Annotated in this window: 16 protein-coding genes and 3 pseudogenes; 7 read left to right on the top strand and 12 right to left on the bottom strand. The window is 67.3% G+C overall.

Going from position 1 to position 18,874, the window contains the following annotated elements; genetic code table 11:
* Nucleotides 1-27 precede the first annotated feature (27 nt).
* Both M8J71_RS02050 and M8J71_RS02055 read right to left on the bottom strand, forming a co-directional pair.
* Nucleotides 28-996 (bottom strand): RluA family pseudouridine synthase, encoded by a 969-nt coding sequence (locus M8J71_RS02050; RefSeq protein ID WP_256246538.1) that lies wholly within the window; start codon nucleotides 994-996, stop codon nucleotides 28-30.
* A 98-nt stretch (nucleotides 997-1,094) separates the two neighbouring features.
* Nucleotides 1,095-1,670, bottom strand: coding sequence for a TetR/AcrR family transcriptional regulator (locus M8J71_RS02055; protein WP_256246371.1), 576 nt, complete (start codon nucleotides 1,668-1,670; stop codon nucleotides 1,095-1,097).
* A 92-nt stretch (nucleotides 1,671-1,762) separates the two neighbouring features.
* Here M8J71_RS02055 and M8J71_RS02060 point away from each other — a divergent pair.
* A pseudogene (locus M8J71_RS02060) lies at nucleotides 1,763-2,158 on the top strand (DUF4188 domain-containing protein); the annotation flags it as partial.
* Between the two features lie 131 nt (nucleotides 2,159-2,289).
* Here the strand turns inward: M8J71_RS02060 and yczR are convergent.
* Nucleotides 2,290-3,834: a MocR-like transcription factor YczR gene (yczR, locus tag M8J71_RS02065; RefSeq protein WP_256246372.1), complete on the bottom strand. Its 1,545-nt coding sequence runs from the start codon at nucleotides 3,832-3,834 to the stop codon at nucleotides 2,290-2,292.
* Nucleotides 3,835-3,895: 61 nt separating this feature from the next.
* On the opposite strand from yczR, the gene yczE reads away from it, so the two are divergent.
* Nucleotides 3,896-4,552, top strand: coding sequence for a membrane protein YczE (gene yczE / locus M8J71_RS02070; RefSeq protein ID WP_256246373.1), 657 nt, complete (start codon nucleotides 3,896-3,898; stop codon nucleotides 4,550-4,552).
* Nucleotides 4,553-4,649: 97 nt separating this feature from the next.
* On the opposite strand, the gene M8J71_RS02075 is transcribed toward yczE, so the two are convergent.
* From M8J71_RS02075 to M8J71_RS02085, 3 genes are all read right to left on the bottom strand, one after another.
* Entirely contained in the window at nucleotides 4,650-5,480 is an 831-nt protein-coding gene (locus M8J71_RS02075; RefSeq protein WP_256246374.1) for an Fpg/Nei family DNA glycosylase, read from the bottom strand.
* Complete coding sequence (locus M8J71_RS02080) at nucleotides 5,473-10,632, bottom strand: Lhr family ATP-dependent helicase (protein WP_256246375.1); 5,160 nt, start codon at nucleotides 10,630-10,632, stop codon at nucleotides 5,473-5,475. Before M8J71_RS02080 ends, M8J71_RS02075 begins: the two co-directional genes overlap by 8 nt.
* 78 nt (nucleotides 10,633-10,710) lie before the next feature.
* On the bottom strand, nucleotides 10,711-12,237 hold the full coding sequence (locus M8J71_RS02085; RefSeq protein WP_256246376.1) for an FAD-dependent oxidoreductase: 1,527 nt from the start codon (nucleotides 12,235-12,237) through the stop codon (nucleotides 10,711-10,713).
* 182 nt (nucleotides 12,238-12,419) lie between these two features.
* Between M8J71_RS02085 and M8J71_RS02090 the strand changes: the two genes are divergently transcribed.
* On the top strand, nucleotides 12,420-12,890 hold the full coding sequence (locus M8J71_RS02090; protein ID WP_374114795.1) for a DUF4383 domain-containing protein: 471 nt from the start codon (nucleotides 12,420-12,422) through the stop codon (nucleotides 12,888-12,890).
* Between the two features lie 158 nt (nucleotides 12,891-13,048).
* Here the strand turns inward: M8J71_RS02090 and M8J71_RS23420 are convergent.
* Nucleotides 13,049-13,399 (bottom strand): annotated as a pseudogene (locus M8J71_RS23420) (DUF4232 domain-containing protein); the annotation flags it as partial.
* Between M8J71_RS23420 and M8J71_RS23425 the strand changes: the two are divergent.
* Nucleotides 13,392-13,697 (top strand): hypothetical protein, encoded by a 306-nt coding sequence (locus M8J71_RS23425; protein WP_308292942.1) that lies wholly within the window; start codon nucleotides 13,392-13,394, stop codon nucleotides 13,695-13,697. The pseudogene M8J71_RS23420 and the gene M8J71_RS23425 overlap by 8 nt on opposite strands.
* Before the next feature lie 39 nt (nucleotides 13,698-13,736).
* On the opposite strand, the gene M8J71_RS02100 is transcribed toward M8J71_RS23425, so the two are convergent.
* The 5 genes and pseudogenes from M8J71_RS02100 to M8J71_RS02115 form a co-directional block, all read right to left on the bottom strand.
* Complete coding sequence (locus M8J71_RS02100; RefSeq protein ID WP_374114796.1) at nucleotides 13,737-14,339, bottom strand: DUF1775 domain-containing protein; 603 nt, start codon at nucleotides 14,337-14,339, stop codon at nucleotides 13,737-13,739.
* 37 nt (nucleotides 14,340-14,376) lie between these two features.
* Nucleotides 14,377-14,499 (bottom strand): annotated as a pseudogene (locus tag M8J71_RS23565) (DUF1775 domain-containing protein); the annotation flags it as partial.
* A 12-nt stretch (nucleotides 14,500-14,511) separates the two neighbouring features.
* Nucleotides 14,512-14,859, bottom strand: coding sequence for a hypothetical protein (locus M8J71_RS23310; RefSeq protein ID WP_305478293.1), 348 nt, complete (start codon nucleotides 14,857-14,859; stop codon nucleotides 14,512-14,514).
* 143 nt (nucleotides 14,860-15,002) lie between these two features.
* On the bottom strand, nucleotides 15,003-16,076 hold the full coding sequence (locus tag M8J71_RS02110) for an NAD(P)H-dependent flavin oxidoreductase (RefSeq protein WP_256246378.1): 1,074 nt from the start codon (nucleotides 16,074-16,076) through the stop codon (nucleotides 15,003-15,005).
* Between the two features lie 121 nt (nucleotides 16,077-16,197).
* Entirely contained in the window at nucleotides 16,198-16,407 is a 210-nt protein-coding gene (locus M8J71_RS02115) for a hypothetical protein (protein WP_163166627.1), read from the bottom strand.
* Between the two features lie 290 nt (nucleotides 16,408-16,697).
* On the opposite strand from M8J71_RS02115, the gene M8J71_RS02120 reads away from it, so the two are divergent.
* The 3 genes from M8J71_RS02120 (at nucleotide 16,698) to M8J71_RS02130 (ending at nucleotide 18,858) form a co-directional block, all read left to right on the top strand.
* The gene (locus M8J71_RS02120; protein ID WP_256246379.1) at nucleotides 16,698-17,381 is read left to right on the top strand and encodes a GH32 C-terminal domain-containing protein; all 684 of its coding nucleotides are present in this window, start codon (nucleotides 16,698-16,700) and stop codon (nucleotides 17,379-17,381) included.
* A gap of 27 nt (nucleotides 17,382-17,408) precedes the next feature.
* A complete protein-coding gene (locus M8J71_RS02125) occupies nucleotides 17,409-17,627 on the top strand; it encodes a hypothetical protein (protein WP_256246380.1) in 219 nt (72 codons plus the stop codon).
* A gap of 160 nt (nucleotides 17,628-17,787) precedes the next feature.
* On the top strand, nucleotides 17,788-18,858 hold the full coding sequence (locus M8J71_RS02130) for a LacI family DNA-binding transcriptional regulator (RefSeq protein WP_256246381.1): 1,071 nt from the start codon (nucleotides 17,788-17,790) through the stop codon (nucleotides 18,856-18,858).
* Nucleotides 18,859-18,874: the final 16 nt, after the last annotated feature.

Here is an 18,874-nt window from a genome sequence, read left to right on the forward strand (position 1 = left end):
GTTTATGCAGGCAGCCCGGCGCATGCTTCAGGGACGGCTTCGGGCTGCTTCGCTGAGCTGCAGGCGGCTGCGGTACTCCACCGGTTTTCCCGAGATGGGGTCCACGAACCGGATGCCGCGGGCCAGGAGCTGCAGGGGCTTGGTGTAGTCGTCCGGAGCCTTGTCCAGCAACTCCGGGTAGAACGAGTCATTGACGATTCCCAGGCCCAAAGATGCCATGTGCACCCGCAGCTGGTGGGTCTTTCCGGTGTGGGGTTCCAGCCGGTACAGGGCACGGCGCACGGGACTGCCGGGTGCCGCAGCGGCGGCGGAAGCACCGCCGTCGAACGTTTCCAGCCGTTCAATCCGCGTTTCGGCGTTGGGCTCGCCGTCAATTACCTCGGCCAGCAGGTAGCTGCGGGACTTGGTCATGCGGTTGCGCACCACCACGGGAAATTCGACGGCCGGATACCCTTCGGCAGGCTCCGCGGCGGACACGCACTCGTAGTTTTTGTGAACCTGGCGCTTTTCGAAAAGCACCTGGTATTTGCCGCGGGTGTCCGGGTTTGTCGAGAACAGCAGGACGCCGGCGGTCATGCGGTCGAGCCGGTGCATGGGAATCAGGTCCGGCAGGTCCAGCTGGTTCCGCAGGCGCACCAGGGCGGATTCCTGGATGTAGGTGCCGCCGGGGGTGGTGGGCAGGAAATGGGGCTTGTCCACCACCAGCAGGTGCTCGTCCTGGTGCAGGATGCCCAGTTCCACTGGAATGCGGGTTTCAGGCGGCAGCGTCCGGTAGTACCAGATAAACGTATGGTCCTCCAGCGGCGTGGAGCGGCTCAGCGGGGTACCGCCCTCACCAACGATCTCGCCGGCGTCGAACCTGTCCTCGATGCCCTGCGGATCAATATGCCCCCAGCGGTGCATCATGTAGTCCATCGCGGTCTCCCACGGGCCCTCCACGGGAAGGCGCAGGCGGGTGGCGTTGACGCCGTCGCGCACGGGGAGGGGGGATTGCATCACCGGACAATTCTACGGGGTGCGGCTGCTGCCTGAAGCGCTCCCGGGCCTGTGCAGGTCCGGCGCCCTTTGCCGCTTCTGGCGGCTTGTGGTCACTGTCAGGCAGCCCAGCCGCGGGCAATGGCGTCGAGGGCTGCGGTGTAGGCGGCTGCCCAATCGGCGTCCGGCGGGCCCACATGGGCGAGCTCGAGGCTCACCAGGCCGTGCACCTGGCCCCAAATCGCGAATGCGGCCACCTCAACCGGCGCCGGCAGCAGGACTCCCTCGGATTGCGCGGCGGCGACGGCGCCAATGAGGGGTTCCATGGCATCGGCGGCCACCTCGGGGCTGGGCCGGCAATCAACGTATGCCGCCAGCGCGCCGCCGAACATCAGCCGGTACAGCGCGCGATGCTCCAGCGCCCAAACCCTGTAGGCGGCTCCAAGCTCACGAAGACCACCTGGTGCAGCGGCGACCTGCGAGTCCCGGAACGACCTGAACCCGCCATCCACCACCGCCGTCAAGAGCTGGGACTTCCCGCCGAACAGGGAGTAGACGGCAGTAGTGGAAGTCCCTGCCGCTGAGGCCACGTCCCGCAGGGTTACCCTCGCGGGCCCATCCCGGTCCACGAGTTCAGCTGTTACGGCCAGCAGTTCCTGCCTCAGGGAATCGTTGTGCACCACGGGTCTTGCCATGAGGCCCATTGTTTCATAACCTTGTTCTGTAACATCGTTATGAAGCAACGTGGTGAAACAGCGTTACGAAAACCGCGACCAAGGAGCTTCCCATGGCACAGACTGTTTTTTCTGGCCGGTACACCGCCGACCCCGGCCGGGAATCGGTCACTGTCTTCCTGATCGGCATGCGGGCAAACCGGTGGTGGAAGGCGGGAACGGTTGCTAAGGTCGCCGCCGCAATGCCCCGGATGCTCCAGCACCTGGCGGGGGACCCGTCGTCGGGCATGCTGGGCTATGAGCAGTGGTTCGGCCGGACCACCATGTTGCTCAGCTACTGGGAGAGTCCGGACCATCTGCGGAAGTTTGCCGCGGACCGGGAATCCCCCCACCTGGAGCCCTGGCGCCGTTTTATGAAGGAAACGGCCGGAAGCGGAGATGTGGGCGTCTGGCATGAGACCTACCAGGTGCCGGCTGCCGGGATAGAGGTCATCTACAACGGGATGCCCCTGTTTGGGCTCGCCAAGGCCACCGCCCACGTCCCTGTTGGCGCGGGGACTAATACCGCCAGGCAGCGGATGGGCAGGTCCGCCGCATCGTCCGCCGAACCGTCAAGCCCCGCCGGCAATAGGGAACGCCGTCACGCAATAGCGACGGCGGGCGCATCCTTGAGGGTCCGGCGGAGCTGGGGGGCGGCGTCCAGCCGGTCCTGCGCCGACCGCAGGGCAACCACCGCGGTCTCCAACTTCTCCGGGGGCAAGGTAAATGGCACCCGGAGGTAACGCTCGAAGGCGCCGCCAATCCCAAAGCGGGGCCCTGCCGCAAGCCGGATCCCATGTTCGGGTGCGATGACCGTCAGCGCCGTGCTGATGGGCGCAGGCAGTTTGCACCAGACGGACAGGCCACCGGAGGGGTACGCCGTTTCCCACTCCGGCAGGTATCCGGCTAGCAGTTCCAGCAGGGCGGCACGGCTGTCCCGCAGGGCAGTAAGCCGCGCCGGTAGCGGCTCGTCCAGAGCCCGGACGAGATGCGCGCCGGCCAGTTGTTCCATAACGGGTCCGCCCAGGTCCAGGGAGGTTCGTGCCGCCGCGAAACGCTGGATCAGATCCCCGGAAGCCCGGATCCAGCCGGTGCGGAGACCTGCCCAATGCGACTTGCTGAGCGAGCCGATGGTTACCACTGGTGGACTGAAGGCCGCCACCGGAGTGGTCTCGACGCCGTCGAGGTTCAGCTCCCGCAAGGTTTCGTCCACCACCAGAGTTGTTCCCGCGGCGGCCGCCGCCCTGACCAGGAGGCGGCGTTGGAGGTCGGGCATCACTTGTCCGGTTGGATTGTGGAAGTCCGGCACCACGTATGCGAGTTTGGGCCGCTGCTGCATCAGGGCGGCCTGAAGTGCCTGCATGTCCCAGGTTGGAGCAGCCCGCCCGCCGTCACCGCCCCTGGCCGGCGCGCTGGAGAATGCCACCGGCGTTGGCCGGCAGCCGGCGGCTCGGATTCCATCGAGGGCGTTCGGGTAGCTGGGGTGCTCCACCAGCACCCTGTCCTGCCGCCCGGCCAGGGCCCGGAGGATGATGGTCAGGGCGTGCTGTGCGCCCGACGTCACCAGGATCTGGTCCGCGGTAGTCGGTGCCCCCGCTGCCGTGTACCGGGCCGCTATTGCCTGGCGCAGGGGGAGCAGGCCGATGGCGTCATAGCCGAATCCCGGCAGCAGGGCCGGAAGTTCGGTGAGGGCTGCGGCGAACGCGCGGTGTACTACCTCTCCGCTCGCGGGAAGGGACGCGTAGGCGAGGTCGATCAGCCCCTCCGGCGCGGCCAGTCCGGGTGCCGCGAGTCCGGGTGACGCGAATCCCGGCCCTGCCGGCGCTGGGGCAACGGGCATGGGGCCGGTGAGCAGCGTGCCGCCGGCCGGCGTCGTGCGTGGAATCCGGGTCCGGCTCCTGCTGCCTTGGCCGCTGGTCAGGAACCCCTGCTCCCGGAGGAGGCCGTAGGCCGCCGTTACGGTGGTGCGGCTGACGCCCAGGGATTCGGACAGTGCGCGCTCGCTGGGCAGGGCGGTGTCCAGCGCCACCCGGCCGTCCAGGACCAGGAGGCGAACGACGTCGGCCAGCTCACGGTAGGCGGGCGCCGCGCCAAGGTGCCACGTTCCGAGAAGGCGGGCAAGGGCAGCGGCGCTGAGAGGGGACATAAGGCCAGTATCCCAAACTGGCTATGGAATTCAATGCCAGTGGTCTGCGACAGTGGTTCCCATGTTGACCCGCAGACTCCTCCAGCTCTTCCTCGGCCTCGCCATGTACGGAATATCCCTCGCCCTGTTCATCCGGGCCGGACTGGGACTGGACCCGTGGGACGTCTTTCACCAGGGCGTCGCCGGGAGGACCGGGCTCAGCATCGGCCTGGTGGTCATCATCGTGAGTTTCCTGGTGCTGCTTCTCTGGATTCCGCTGCGGCAACGGCCGGGGTTCGGCACCTTGTGCAACGCAGTGCTGGTGGGCGTCTTCGCAGACATCGGCCTTGCCCTGATTCCGGCTTTCTCCCACTTGGGCGGGCAGGCCGCCATGCTCGCAGGGGCCGTGCTCCTGAACGGCATCGCGTCCGCCTGCTACATCGGTGCCCGGTTTGGGCCCGGCGCACGGGACGGCCTGATGACGGGGCTAGCGCGGCGCACCGGATGGTCTGTCAGGTTGTCGCGCACCCTCATTGAAGTGGTGGTCCTGGCCGTCGGTTGGCTCCTCGGCGGTTCGGTGGGAGTGGGCACCGTCGTTTACGCCCTGGCGATTGGGCCCCTGGTCCAGCTGCTGCTTCCAGTGTTTATGGTGCCCGCCGCACTGCCGGCGGAACCTGATTCACAGGGCCGCGACGACGCCGGCTCCGTTACTCCCGAACCACTGGCCAGCAACGGCTAGTGGGACTCCCCGACGGGCTTCCCAAACAGGACTCCCCGGGGCCCCCGGCAGGTCTCCCTGCCCGGGACCCTAAGGCCAGGACGCCGGCGCGGCATCCCTACGCCAGGAGCGGCTGGCACTGGGGACAGAAGTAGATGTCCCGTTCTTCCTCGCCATTCAACTTTCTCAGGACGCCCCGCCGGATGGGCGTTCCGCACTTGAGGCAGGGCTGGTGCTCCCTGCGGTACACCCAATAACCGGGCCGCCCGGCCATTCTCCCTACGGGCAGGCCTTTGGCGTTGAGGATGGTGACGCGACGGCCGGGGCCAAGGTTTACTTCGAGCAGCTGCTTGGCGTCGATCATCATGGTCCGCACATCCTGGACGGCGGACACCGGGGACGCCGGATGAACGCCGGACAGGAAGCAGGCCTCACAGCGGTAGATGTTGCCTATCCCGGCGAGGTTGCGCTGGTCCAGCAGGGCGACACCGATGGGGACGTCCGGGGCTGCGCGCACCCGCCGCTCCGCTTCGTCCAGGTCCCAGTCCGGCCCCAGGAGGTCAGGGCCCAGGAACCCCACGATGGAGTCCTCATTGGCCGTGGCCACCACTTCAACTATGCCTAGGGAAAATCCGACGGCGTCCGCCACCGGCGTGCGCAGCACGCACCGGGCCGTGTACCCGGGCTTACGCCACCTGCCGCCCGGCGGGTAGACCTGCCAGGTGCCCTCCATTTTCAGGTGCGAGTGGATGGTGAGTTTTTTGTCCTCCGGACCCACCACCCGCATGAGCAGGTGCTTGCCCCGGGGCACGACCTCCGCCACCGTCCAGCCGGCCAGGTTCAACGTGGCGAAGCGGGGCACCCGGAAGTCGGATGCAATCAGTTTCTGTCCCGCCAAAGCCTGGTGCAGCTGGTGGGCTGCCCGCCAGACCGAATCCCCCTCAGGCACGTATCCTCAGCCCCTTCGGCGTGGAGTAGGCCCCGGCCGAGCTGAGGGCCGCGGCAACAGGCGTATCCAGGATCCCGTGGCCGTTCACCTTCTCCATGATCAGCTTGTCGACGGCGCCGCGGGTCACCACACCGACCAGTGCGGAGCCGGCGGCGGCAAGAATAGCGTCGTCGTCGCTGAAGGCCAGCAGCGTTTTTCCGCCCCGTTCCACGTAGAGGACCAGCGCCCCGTCCACCAGCACCACCAGGGCACCCGCCTTCCGCCCGGGCCGGTGCCCGGTTCCGGCGTCGTCGTGAAGGGCGGGCCAAGGGAGGGCCGCGCCGTAGGGGTTGGCGGGATCGGTGGCGGCGAGGGCGAGGGCGGCAGGCTCGGGCTTGGCGAGCTGGGTGTCTTCGGAGTACGAACGCAGCCGGTCCACGGTGGCCGGCACGGCGAACTGGGCTGCCCCCAGGTGCTCAATGAAGTAGCCGCGGCGGCAGCGGCCCGCTTCCTCGAGCCGTGCCAGGACTTTGTACATCAACCCGAACCCGCCGAGGATTTGTTCTGCCATCACCGAGCCGCGGGTGACCACGCCGTAGCGGTCCAGCAGGAGTTCTGCTGTGGCCCGGGCATGGATGGTCGGGTCCAGTTCGGGCTGCGGGAGCGCGGACCAGCGGCCAGCTGCCAGGGGAGGCGTGGCCGGGCCGGCCGACGTTCCGTACCGGCCACCGCCCATTCCGGCAGACCCCATCAGGCCGGTCCCGTGGGACCGGCCCAGCCGGCTCAGGCGGGGTGCCCGCGCCCTGGGTGCACGTGCCACCTGCCGGTGGGCAGTGTGCCCGCCGGCGATCAGGGCGCGGACGGGAGCGAACGTGTCGCCCGTAATGCGGCCGGCCCACGCCAGGTCCCATAACGCAGTGACAATTTCCTGATCACTCAGAACCGAGTCCATACCGCCGGCCACCTCCGTCAGCTGCCGGAAGAAGTAGCCGCCGCCGTTGTTTCGAAGGTGCTCCAGGAGCCGCTGCTGGCCGTCGCCGGGTTCGTAGTCGATGGCCGGGTTCAGGGTCAGCTCTGCGGAGTCGGCCAGGTGCAGGCTGATCCAGCCGTCGTTGCCGGGCAGCGCTCCTGCTCCGGACCACAGCACCTCGCCGGTGGCCATGAGTTCGTCCAGCATGGCCGGCTGGTAATTGGAGACCCGGGATGCCAGGACCAGGGGCTCCCAGGCGGAGGCCGGAACCGGAACGCCGGAGAGCTGGTCGATGGCTGTGACAATGCCATCCAGACCGCGCAACCCCGGTTGCCCGCGGCCTGCACCGGGGGTACGGACATGCTGCCAGGCCGGCAGGAAACGACCGTACGCAGACGCGTCGACAGGCTCCACCTCTGCCCGCAGTGCTGCCAGCGACCGGCGGCGCAGTTTACGGAGGACCTCGGCATCACACCACTCACTGACCGTGGCGGGATGTAGTACCTCGGCGGGTACTGCGGGGTCCGCAGCAGAAGGGTTTGCATCAGGAGGCTCGGTAACGGCAGGGGCGGCAGCAGCATCGGCAGCTGCCGCGTCCGCGTCTGCCGGGTGCGTCTCGGGCGGGCCCGAATGGGGCCGGAACTCGCCTTCCACCACCCGCCCGTCAGCGGCGAGGCGCTTGAGGGCGGTGCTGACCACTGCCACGCCCAGGCCCAGCCGGGCTGCCGCTTCCGCCGCAGTGAAGGGACCGTGGGTGCGGGCATAACGGGATACGAGATCCCCCAGGGGATCCGCCACTGGCTCAATAAACGCGAGCGGCACTCCCATGGGAAGGGGAACGCCGATGGCATCCCGGAGCCGCGCGGCGTCTTCGACGGCGGCGAAGCGTTCCACGCCGCCGATGTTGACCTTGATGGCGCGGTTGGCCCGCTGCAGGGCGAGCAGGTGGTCGGTGGCGGAATCGGTAGTGGCATGGGCCAGGTCTGCTGCAGGCGCCTGGGCGGCAAGCTCGGCCGCAAGTTCGGCATCTGTTGGTTCGGCGCCCACATCCACTGCGGGTTCCGCGCCAGCCGGTTTCGCGGCAGTCCCTTCGGTAATCCGTGTCTCTGCAACCGGTTGAGCAGTTGCAGGCTCCTCACCTTGGAGCCTGGCGGCAGCTTCTTCCGGCGCCAGGGGACCAAGCAGGCGCAGCAGGTCTGCGACACCTTCCACCCCCCGCGCGCGCCGGTCCGGCGCCAGGCGCTGCAGTTCCCGTTCGGTGGACTCGATGACCCTGGCGTCCAGCAGTTCGCGGAGCTCCACGCGCCCCAGCAACTCGTTGAGGAGGGTGGAATCAAGGGCCAGGGCGGCGGCACGGCGCTCCGCCAGGGGTGAGTCACCCTCGTAAAGGAACTGGGCAACGTACCCGAACAGGAGCGACTTCGCGAACGGCGACGGCTGCGATGTGGTGGTCTCCACAATCCGAAGCTCGCGCCGTTCCACGGACGCAGCGATGTCCTTGAGCGCCGGGAGATCGTAAACGTCCTGCAGGCATTCGCGCACTGTTTCCAGCACGATGGGGAACGTGGGATACTTCCGGGCGACGTCCAGCAACTGGGCGGACCGCTGCCGCTGCTGCCACAGCGGCTGCCGTTTGCCGGGTGTCTGCCGCGGCAGCAGCAGGGCACGGGCGGCACATTCGCGGAAGCGTGAGGCGAACAGTGCGCTGCCCCCCACTTCTGCCGTGACGATCTGTTCCAGTTCCTCGGGGTCGAACAGGAACAGTTCGGCCCCCGGCGGCTCGTCCTCCATCATCGGCACGCGCAGGACGATCCCGTCGTCGGCGGCCATGGCTGAGCCGTCCATGCCGTACCGCTGGTTGAGCCGCTGGCCCACCGCAAGCGCCCAGGGTGCATGCACCGGCATGCCGAAGGGGCTGTGGAGGATCACCCGCCAGTCGCCCAGTTCGTCATGGAACCGCTCCACCACCAGTGTGGTGTCGCTGGGCACCACCTCGGTTGCCTGCTTCTGTTCACTGAGGTACTGGATCAGGTTGTTGGCCGCGAAGGCGTCCAGGCCGCTGGCCTGGCAGCGTTCGGTGGCGGGCCCGACGTCGGACGCTGACAGTTCGCGCACGAAGGCGCCAAGGGCACGGCCCAGGTCCACCGGGCGGCCGAGCGAATCGCCCTTCCAGAAGGGAAGCTTGCCGGGCTGGCCGAAGGCGGGGGAGACCAGCACGCGGTCGTGCGTGATGTCCTCGATCTTCCAGCTGGTGGCGCCCAGGGCAAAGACGTCGCCCACGCGGGATTCGTACACCATCTCCTCGTCCAGCTCGCCGACGCGCCGGCCGCCCTTGGGGGCAGGGGCGGGCTTGCCGTCCGCCGAGGGCGACGCCGAGCCCTCGATTTCGGTGCCGATGATGTACACGCCGAAGAGCCCGCGGTCGGGGATGGTGCCGCCGGAGGTGACGGCGAGGCGCTGGGCCCCGGGCCTGCCTTCGATGGTGCCGGCGTTGCGGTCCCAGACGATCCGGGGACGCAGTTCGGCGAATTCGTCGGAAGGGTAGCGGCCGGCCAGGAGGTCCAGGGTTGCCTCGAACGCCGACCGGGGGAGGGATGCGAACGGGGCGGAGCGGCGGACAGTGGCAAACCATTCCTCGACATCGATGCTGCCCAGGGCCGTGGCAGCCACGGTTTGCTGCGCCAGGATGTCCAGGGGGTTGGCCGGGATGCTGAGGCGCTCGATCTTGCCGCCCAGCATGCGTTCCACGGTGATGGCTGTGTGCACCAGGTCTGCCCGGTGCTTGGGGAACAGGACGCCCTGGGAAACTTCGCCCACTTGGTGGCCTGCACGGCCCACCCGCTGCAGGCCGCTGGCTACCGACGGCGGTGATTCCACCTGCACCACCAGGTCCACGGCGCCCATGTCGATTCCAAGTTCCAGTGATGACGTGGCCACAACGCACCGCAACCGGCCGGATTTGAGGTCGTCCTCGATCAGCGCCCGCTGGTCCTTGGAGACCGAGCCGTGGTGGGCGCGGGCCAGCACGGGGTCTGCTCCCGCGGAGCTTCCCGCCTGGGCCATCATGTGGGCGGGTGTGGCCGTAGAAACAGGGGCACCGGGGGCCGTTTCGAACGCCGCGGCGCCCGCCGGCACAGGATCGTCCCAGCCCCCGCCCTCTGCGAGCAGCTGCCGTTCCACGTAGATCTCGTTGAGGCGGGCCGTGAGCCGTTCGGACAAGCGGCGGGAGTTGGCGAAAACGATGGTGGACTGGTTGGCCAGCACCAGGTCAACAATCTTTTCCTCCACGTGCGGCCAGATGGAGGCTTGGGGCTGCAGCCCGGAGGCGGGACCGGAGTCGAACGCGCCGGCAGCGCCCTGAAGGTCGGACATGTCCTCCACCGGCACGGAGACAGTAAGGTCCCAGTTCTTCGTGGCCGGCGGGGCAACGATTTCCACTGGTGCTGAACCGGCCAAGAATTGTGCCACCAGTTCCCTCGGCTCCACGGTGGCGGAGAGCCCGATCCGCTGCGCCGGTTTGTTCAGCAGGGCATCCAGCCGCTCAAGTGAGACGGCAAGGTGGGCCCCGCGCTTGGTACCGGCCACGGCGTGGACTTCATCGATGATGATGGTGTCCACATCGGTCAAGGTTTCCCGGGCCCTGGAGGTGAGCATCAGGAACAGCGATTCCGGCGTGGTGATAAGAATGTCCGGCGGGTTGCTCAGCAAGGCCCGGCGGTCCGCCGTTGTGGTGTCTCCGGAACGGACGCCGACAGTGATCAGCGGTGCCGGCAGCCCCAGCCGCTTGGCAGTCTGTGTGATGCCGATGAGCGGGGAGCGGAGGTTCCGTTCCACATCGACGCCGAGGGCCTTCAGTGGCGAGATGTACAGGACCCGGGTCTTGCGTTTGGGTGCCCGGGGGCGCCTCCCTTTTGCCGGTGCCTTTGGTGCCTCCGGTGCCGGGGCCTCGGGAGCGGCTGCTGACCCGGACTCAAGCAGCCGGTCCAGCGCCCAGAGGAACGCGGCGAGGGTCTTTCCGGAACCGGTGGGAGCGACCACCAGCGCGTGCGAGCCGGAGGAGATGGCCTGCCAGGCGCCGTTCTGGGCCGGCGTGGGCTCCGAGAAGGCGCCAAGGAACCAGTCGCGTGTTGGCCTGCTGAACTGGGCCATGGGTGCCTCCGCGACCGCACCCCTGCCACCCGCTGCGGGCTGTTCCTCGATCATGCCTCCATCATGCCCCAAGCCACCGACCGGGAAGCCGGCATGCAGCTTTCCCCTGGTCCAGGCTCAAGTGTTCCCGGCTCAAGCCTTTCCTGCGCGGGGGAGATTCTTGGTGGCAGGACCCTCCAGGAGTTGTCCTTCATTGGTGAAGCGGGAGCCGTGGAGCGGGCAGTCCCAGGTCAGCTCGCTGTCGTTCCAGTGGAGGATGCCGCCCATGTGCGTGCAGACTGCCGACAACTTGCATGTGGTGCCGTTCACGGTGGAAACGGCGACCGGTTTTGTTCCCTCGCGATAGACCTTGCCCTCGCCGTCGGCCGGGACAACAGGGGCCGGCTCGGCGGTGGGCTGTTCCTTGCCTTTCTTCAGCCCCTCGGCGGCCAACTGCCCCCAGCCCGTTGCAAGCTTGGCTGCCACCCCAGCATTGAGGGAAACGGCTGACGCTGCGGCTGCCGGCGAACTGACACGGCGGTGGATGGTATTGGCCCAGGGCACGTGGCCGCCAAGGATGTCGGCGGAGATTCCCACGGCTGCGGCCACTGCGTTGGTCATGCCCCATTTGTTGTAGCCGGTGCCGAAGTAGACGTGGCCCTTGCCCCGGGGAAGCTTGCCGAAGAACGGCATGAGGTTGACGGGCATGTAGTCCTGCGCGGACCAGGTGTGAGTCACCACTGAGCCGGGGTACTGCTGCACGGCCCAGTCCACGAGGCTGCCGAGCTGGTGCTTCTCGGACCGTGCCCGGCCTACGTGGTGTCCGTGCCCGCCCACCAGGAGCAGCCGGCGGCCGTCCACTTCGTAGTCCCGCAGGGAGTGCGTTGGCTGTTCCACCGAGATGTACATTCCCGGGGGAGGAGCCTGGTCTTCCTGCAGCTGCAGCGCCGCGGCATAAGAACGGCTCGGCTTCAGCTTGGCGAAGTAGAGCCCGCGGTCCAGGACGGGAATGCCGGTGGCAAGCACTACCTCGTTCGCGGTGACCGTGCCGTGGTCCGTGTGGATGGTGGCCGGGCCGCTCCCGGTGACGTCCTGCAGCCGAACACCGCCCACCACGGATCCGCCGCGGCTGCGGATATCGGACACCAGCGTGTCCAGGACTTCCACGGGGTTGATTTGTGCCTGGTTTGCGAGCCGCACTGCTCCGTGGACTGGAAACGGCAGCCCGGGGTCGCGCACGTATTCCATGTCCAGACCGGCGGTGGTGCCGGCGCTGACCTCTTCCCGCAGCTTTTCCGTGCCTTGCGCTGAAGCCGCGTACGTGTAGGCGTCCCGGGTCTGGAATGGAATCTTGTGCTCTTCCATGTACCGCAGGAGCCAGGCCTGGCCTTCGAGGTTGCCGTCCACGTACGCCTGGACCTGTTTCCGGGAGTACTGGCGGGCCAGTTGAGCCAGGAAGGTTCCCTGCAGCAGCGTCACCTTGGCGGTGGTGTTCCCGGTAGTCACAGCACCTGGGTGCCGGGCCTCGAGCACCAGGACGGTTTGCCCTGAGCGGGCCAGCAGGAGTGCGGTCACCAGGCCGGTGAGTCCGGCGCCGGCCACCACGGTGTCGTAGCTGCTTCCGGGCTCGAAGGGATCAGAGGTAAAGGTCTCCGCGCGGTCCAACCAAATCGACGTCATCCCAGTTCAGCCTGCCTTTTGGTCCTGGCCCTGACGGGCCGTTTGTGATGTGTCTGTTATAGATCCTGATCTATGCGTGGCTTAGTTGCTAAGTATACTTATGATGTCGGTGTTTAAGTCTATGGTTCAGGCGCAACCCGGCAGCCATGATGTGAACGTTAACGACAACAGCAGGAGTGATCATGACAAGCATGAGTTCCGACGGTCGCACCGCAGGCCGTACAAACATCCAAAAAGCAACCCTTGCCGTGGGCGCAGTGTTCCTCCTGGTGGGCGTCCTGGGCTTCATCCCGGGCATCACCTCGAACTACGAGACCTTGGGCTTTGCGGGGCATGAATCCAAGGCCCTGCTCCTGGGCATCTTCCAGGTGTCAATCCTGCACAACATCGTCCACCTGCTGTTTGGGGCTGCCGGCATCGCCATGGCCCGCAGCGCTGCACAGTCGAGGAATTACCTGCTCGTCGGTGGCGCCATCTACCTGGTCCTCTGGCTTTACGGCCTGCTCATCGGGCTGCAGTCGCCGGCCAACTTCGTCCCGGTCAACACCGCGGATAACTGGCTGCACTTTGTCCTCGGTGTCGGCATGATCGGCCTGGGCGTCGCCCTGTCCCGTGGCACCGCCCGCGCCGGACGCACCACCACCGCACACTAGGTGAATCGACAGCGACATCGACGACGCCCACGGGCGGAACCAACTGCAGGCGGGCCGGGCACGTTGCCGGACCGCCTGCAGTTGTCTGTACCCACGGCGCAGGTCCCTCACGCCGGAAAGAGACTCCGAAAGGGACGGGGACCGAGCGGGGAAATCGCTTACGCGGGCTGGAACGCCCCGATGGTCAGCAGCGTAATTTCCGCGTTGCTGCAGGCCTTGGTGGGCTGGGGCAGGAACAGGGATGCTGTGTCCTCCGGCGGGTAGATCCGGTACCCGGCGGCATCCACCATGGCGCAGTCCGGGTAGTTGCCCGCCTGCGTGTAGCTCAGCACTGCCGAGCCTGTCTGGCCGGGGGCGAGCAGGACGTCGGTTGGTGCCGCGGCGTCATCACGGGTAGCCGGGGCGCCGATGGGGGCGCCGGCAGCATCGGCAGCCAGGGAAACGCCCGCAAAACCCCGAAGGACACAGGTTTCCGGGCCTGTGTTGGTGAGGTTGAGCTTCATGAAGACGCTGCCTGCTGCTCCGCCGCCTGATGCGTCCGTGGCGGCGGAGAGGCCGGCCGCCTTGCAAAGGGCCGGTGCCCCGGGCGCAGCGGTAGCCGGAGCGGTTGTGGTCGGCGTCCCGGTCGCCGTTCCCGACGACGTCCCGGACGCCGAGGGCGCCGCGGACGTTGCGTCGGGGCTGGCAGAGCTGGTGCCCGGTGCCGTCGTCGCCTGCGTTTGCGGCCCGCTGGGGCCGCACCCGCTGAGCATTAGTGCCGCTGCCGCGGCCGCCGTCGTTATGGCCAACCCATGTGAAATTCGCTGAGACCTCATGGCACCACCTTTGCGGCACTGTTTGGCCGCGTCAATGATGCCACGAGGCCAGGGAGCATTTTGATGCCCGGATCGTGATGATCCGGGCATCAAAGCCTGTCCTACTTGGCGCCTCCGCCGGGGTTTTCCGGCGCGCACTGCTGCGCAGGAACGCCGCGCCGCCGAGCACCAAACCTCCAACCCCCGCTGCGAGTCCGGCCCAGCTGCGGGCGTCAGCTCCGCTGTCCGTCACCGACGCCTGCTCCGTGGACGCGGATGCCGTGCGGTGGGATGCCGTGGCAGCGGCTTCGCCATGTCCAACGGTGCCCGCAGCTTCAGTGACCGTTATCGACGGCGCAGGTGCCACCAGGGAATGCGGGTCCTGGCCGTCCTTGGCAATCTCCGACCAGTCCGTCTGCCCCGTCTCACAGGTCTGGAGGGTGGGGAAATACAGCGTGGCGCCGGCCGTGTCAGGGAGTTTTACCGAAAGCACCAATGCGTCGCGCAGCTCATGGGGCAGTGGACTTTTGGCGGTATAGACAATGTGGCTGGTCCGCTTGGTGATGGAGGTGCCGTCGGCAAGTTTCTTCTGCTCGGCGAGCTGCTCCGTCACCTTCTCCACTGACCAGTTGGGGGTTGACCGTGGGCTGGGCATCGTTCAGTTCCTGTGGCAGTGTGATGGCCACCTTGGTGGTGCCCGACGTGTCGCAGCCGTGCGGGATGCCGAAGGTGAGCAGGGCGTAGGAGCCGGCGGCGGTTTTGTCCGGCGTGACGCCGACGTGCGCGGAGTCTGCGCCCGCAGCGGTAAGCAGCAGGACTGCCGCACCTCAGGCAGCAGCAGCAGTTTGCAGGGTACGGCGAAGAGCTGAGGGTTTCATGCTTTGCCTCGCAGCTTCGGTACCAGCGAGGTTGGCGGCTGGAGTGACGATGTCGGTGACGGGAAGGTGGCCGGCATGGGGGGCGGCGGCCCCTGTTGGCGCCGCGCCCGCCGTGAAAGGGGCGAAAGCCGTAAACACGCCGTGCAGGGCCAGTTGTCCTCCAGCCAGCAGGATGACAGGGGCAGGAAGCCCGCCGCCGCCGGCGAGGTGGGCGCCAACGGCGAGCGTCAGGATGACCGTGGCCACCGCCGACGAGCGGAGGAGGTGGAAGGGAATGCAGGGACCGCGCGTTCGCACTGCTCTCCCTTCCCACTGACGGAACCATGCACCGCTGAGGCCGGAGCCGGCCAGATGGAGTCTAGGGGCGATCCGTCACTGGCCCCGAGCCGGAAGGGGGCCGGGCGGACGTTACCGGAACCGTCAGCAACCCGCGGAGACAGTCAGCGGGTACCGGCCAGCAGTTCGGCGAGGACCTCCGCCGCGGTGTCGTGTTTGAGCAGGGGCGCCGACTGTCCGGCCCACAGAGACATCAGGTCCGTATTTCCCTTGGCCGCGGCCTGCGGCCGGAACCGGCCGGTGAGCCAGTTCTGCACCGGGAACGGGGCAACAGTGCCTGCTTCTTCAAGCTCGGCAATGATGCGGTTGGGGATGCCGCGGGCCAACCGGCCGCTCAAAGTGCGGGTCAGTACTGTGCGGGCTGCGGCGGCGCTCTTCAATACCTCGCGGTAGGCGGGCACGGCGGCGGACTCGCGGGTGGCCAGGAAGGCGGTTCCCACCTGCACGGCCTCCGCGCCCAGGGCCATTGCCGCCGCGAAGCCGCGGCGGTCGGCGATTCCGCCGGCCGCGATCACCGGGATGGATACGGCGTCGGCCACCTGCGGGACCAGGGCGAACGTGCCCACCAGGGATTCCTCCGCGGGCTTCAGGAAGGACACCCGGTGGCCGCCGGATTCCATGCCGCTGGCCACCACGGCGTCAACGCCGCCGGCCTCCAGCGCCAGAGCCTCCGCGACGGTGGTGGCGGTGCCAAGGACCTTGATGCCGCGGCGGTGCGCCTCCTCCACCACATCCGGAGCGGGCACACCGAAAACAAAACTGACGACGGCGGGACCCGCCTCCAGCGTGGCCTCCACCTGCTCGCCGTAGTCCGGCACGTACCGCGCCGGCATGTCCGGAAGGGGAATGCCCAGTTCCTCGAAGTAGGGCTTCAGGGTGGCCGCGTAGCGGTCGAATTCCTCCTGCGGAACGGCCGTGGTCTCGGTGCCGTTGGGTACCCACAGGTTGAGAGCAAAGGGCTTCGCTGTGGCCGCGCGAAGTTCGGCTGCCGTCTTTCGGATGGCATCGCCGTCGTACCCGTACAGGCCGAGGGAACCCAGCCCGCCGCCGTCGCTCACTGCAGCGGTGAGCGGCACGGAGGAGACGCCGCCGAACGGGCCAAGGACCACGGGGACCTCAATCCCGAGAAGCCCGGTGACCCTGCTGGTGGAGGCGGAAGGGGAAGATGCGGCGGTCATGGCAGGCTCCCGATGGTTGTTTGGCTCGGCTCGACCCCAGTCTTGCAGCCCGCCGCGCTTCGCCCAAGTCAGTCAGTTTCCGGTCCGCTGCAGAACTGGCAGTCGTCCGGGCAACTCTCCGTCATGACTCGGCGGCCAGCAGGTCGTAGCCGTCGGAGATGTGGAAGAGCCGGCGCCCGCCCACAGTCGTCGTGACCCAGACCACGTCTCCGTCCGCCGTCCGGTCATCCACCAGCCCGGCGTACACCTGGCGGCCGTTCCTGCTGAGCTGCACCGGTTCGCCCACCTGGACTTCTTCCCAGCGGGCCGGGCCCTTGACGCGGTTCACCATCGAAGTCACGCTTCTTTCTCTGACTTGAGCTCGTTGATTGAGTGGACCGGCGGTTTGCTGCCGGTCCACTCATCAAACAGCTCACCTGCAGCACACCTCAATGGAGGAGTGGCCACGCCGATGGATGGGTCTTTGTGCAGCCCACCAAAACGGCCATGAGGCCGCCCGTGAGGTGTACCGGCCGCTCGGGGCGGGACTAGCGGTCCAGCGTCGCTGACGCGCCGTGGTGGGAGAAAGTATGCGGTTGCCTCGCCCCGGGCTCTGGCCGAGGATGAGGTTTTGGGCAGATCATGGAGGTGTCTGCCGCGGTGGACGCCGACTACGCCGCCGTCTCCTTCAGCGATGCCCCGGAGGGCCGCCGCCTCATGATCGGCTGGATGAACAACTGGGACTACGCCAACCACATCCCCACCACCCCCTGGCGCAGCCCCATGAGCCTCGCCCGTGAAATCACACTCCAAACACGCGACGGCAACCTCTCCCTGGTCCAGCAGCCCGCCGGCGACTGGACAGCCCTGGCCGGCCCGGCCCCATACTGCCTTACTGCAACCACCATCAACGACGGCGTGCAGGTCCTGGCGGGCGCGGAAGGCACCGTCCAGCGCATCGACGTCACCTTCACGCCCGGAAGCGCAGCGGAATTCGGCCTCATCCTGCGCGGCAACGGCGCCACCGGAACCCGTGTGGGCATCCGCCCCGGTGAAAGCACACTGTTCGTGGACCGGCGCGAATCCGGAATCACAGACTTCCACGAAACCTTCCCCTCCATCGACACCGCCCCCCTCCGGGCAACCTCGGGCTCCTACCACCTCACCATCTTCGTGGACCGCTGCTCAGTGGAAGTGTTCGCCCAAAACGGCCTGGTCACCATGACCGAACTGATCTTCCCGGCCGAAACCAGCACCAGCCTCGCCGCCTACGCCGCCGGCGGCACGGCAACCATTAACAGCCTCCAGGTCACCCAACACGCGTAGGGCAGCACCCAAACCAGGAAAGGAAACATGCACACCAACGGCAAGCCGGACCATCCGCGGCAGGCGCTGGACGTCGTCGCGATCGGCGAAGCCCTCACCGACGTCATCACCACACCCGAAGGCACCAGACGCACCGCGGCTGCTGCCGCCGCAGTCACCGTATCCCGGGCCGGCGCCCGGGCCCCGACCGAAGACGAATTCCGCACAGGGCTTCAGCACCGGCCCCAGCTGCAAATGCACGCATAACACCACCCTCTTCGCGGCTGCCCGGGACGCCTGCAGGCTGTTGCGTGGGCCAGAAATAGACCCTTGACAGGGATCTAGTAACGCGCGTAACCTCTATCACATAGCGCAAGTAACGCGCGTTACCAACGGGCAGTACCACCGACCACCTCCGGAGCTTTCAATGGCGAAGACCACCACCCCGAACCATGACGGGGCTGCACGGCAGCGGGGTGTCACCATGAATGACGTTGCCAAGCACGCCGGCGTTTCCCGGACCGCGGTCTCGTTCGTGCTGAGCAACCGCGAAAATGCCAGTATCTCCGAGGAAACCCGCACCCGGATCTACGAAGCTGTCCATTCCTTGGGCTACCGCCCGAACGCAGGAGCACGTGCACTGGCAGCCCAGCGCAGCGACTGGTACGGGATTGTCACCGAGATCGTGACGGCACCGTTCGCCGTCGACATCATTAAGGGTGCCCAAGACCAGGCCTGGCTCGACCGCAAGTTCCTGCTCATCGCACCTTCCGACCAGGCCGATGCTGTAGGACCCAACCAGGGTATGGAAGACGCCGCAACCGAGAAGCTGCTGGAGCAGCGCGTGGAAGGGCTTCTCTACGCAGCTACGTTTCACCGTGGCGTGCATGTGCCGGAAAGCACAAAGGAAGTACCCACCGTCCTGATCAACTGCTTCGACGCCGAGGGGAAGCTGCCCTCGATTGTCCCGGACGAACGTGCCGGGGGCCGCGTCGCCGTCGAACGTTTGCTCCAGGCCGGCCACCGCAGGATCGGAGTCATCAACCTGGATCCGGACATTCCCGCCGCAATCGGGCGTTTGGAGGGTGCACGCGAAGCACTCGCCGACGCCGGACTCGAGCTGGACCCCGAGCTCGTGGTGCCCGGGTACGCAACGGCGGACGGCGGGTATGAGGCCGCGTGCCGCATCCTGGACCGCTACTCACAGGAGGACAGGCCAACCGCGCTGTTCTGCCTCAACGACCGCATGGCGATGGGCGCTTACGACGCCATTAAGGAACGGGGCCTGACCATCCCCGGGAACATCGCCGTGATTGGCTTCGACAACCAGGAACTGATTGCGGCCTACCTCAGGCCCAAGCTGACCACGGTTGCGTTGCCGTTCGAAAAAATGGGCGCCCTGGGAGTCCAGACGCTCGCAGCTCTGACAGCAGGACAGCCGATAGTTGCCGACCAGCAATTAGTCGGCTGTCCGCTGCTAGAACGCTCTTCGGTCTGACCGCGAAATCACTTTC

Source organism: Pseudarthrobacter sp. R1 (assembly GCF_024494415.1).
In the GTDB taxonomy this organism is placed as follows: Bacteria; Actinomycetota; Actinomycetes; order Actinomycetales; family Micrococcaceae; genus Arthrobacter.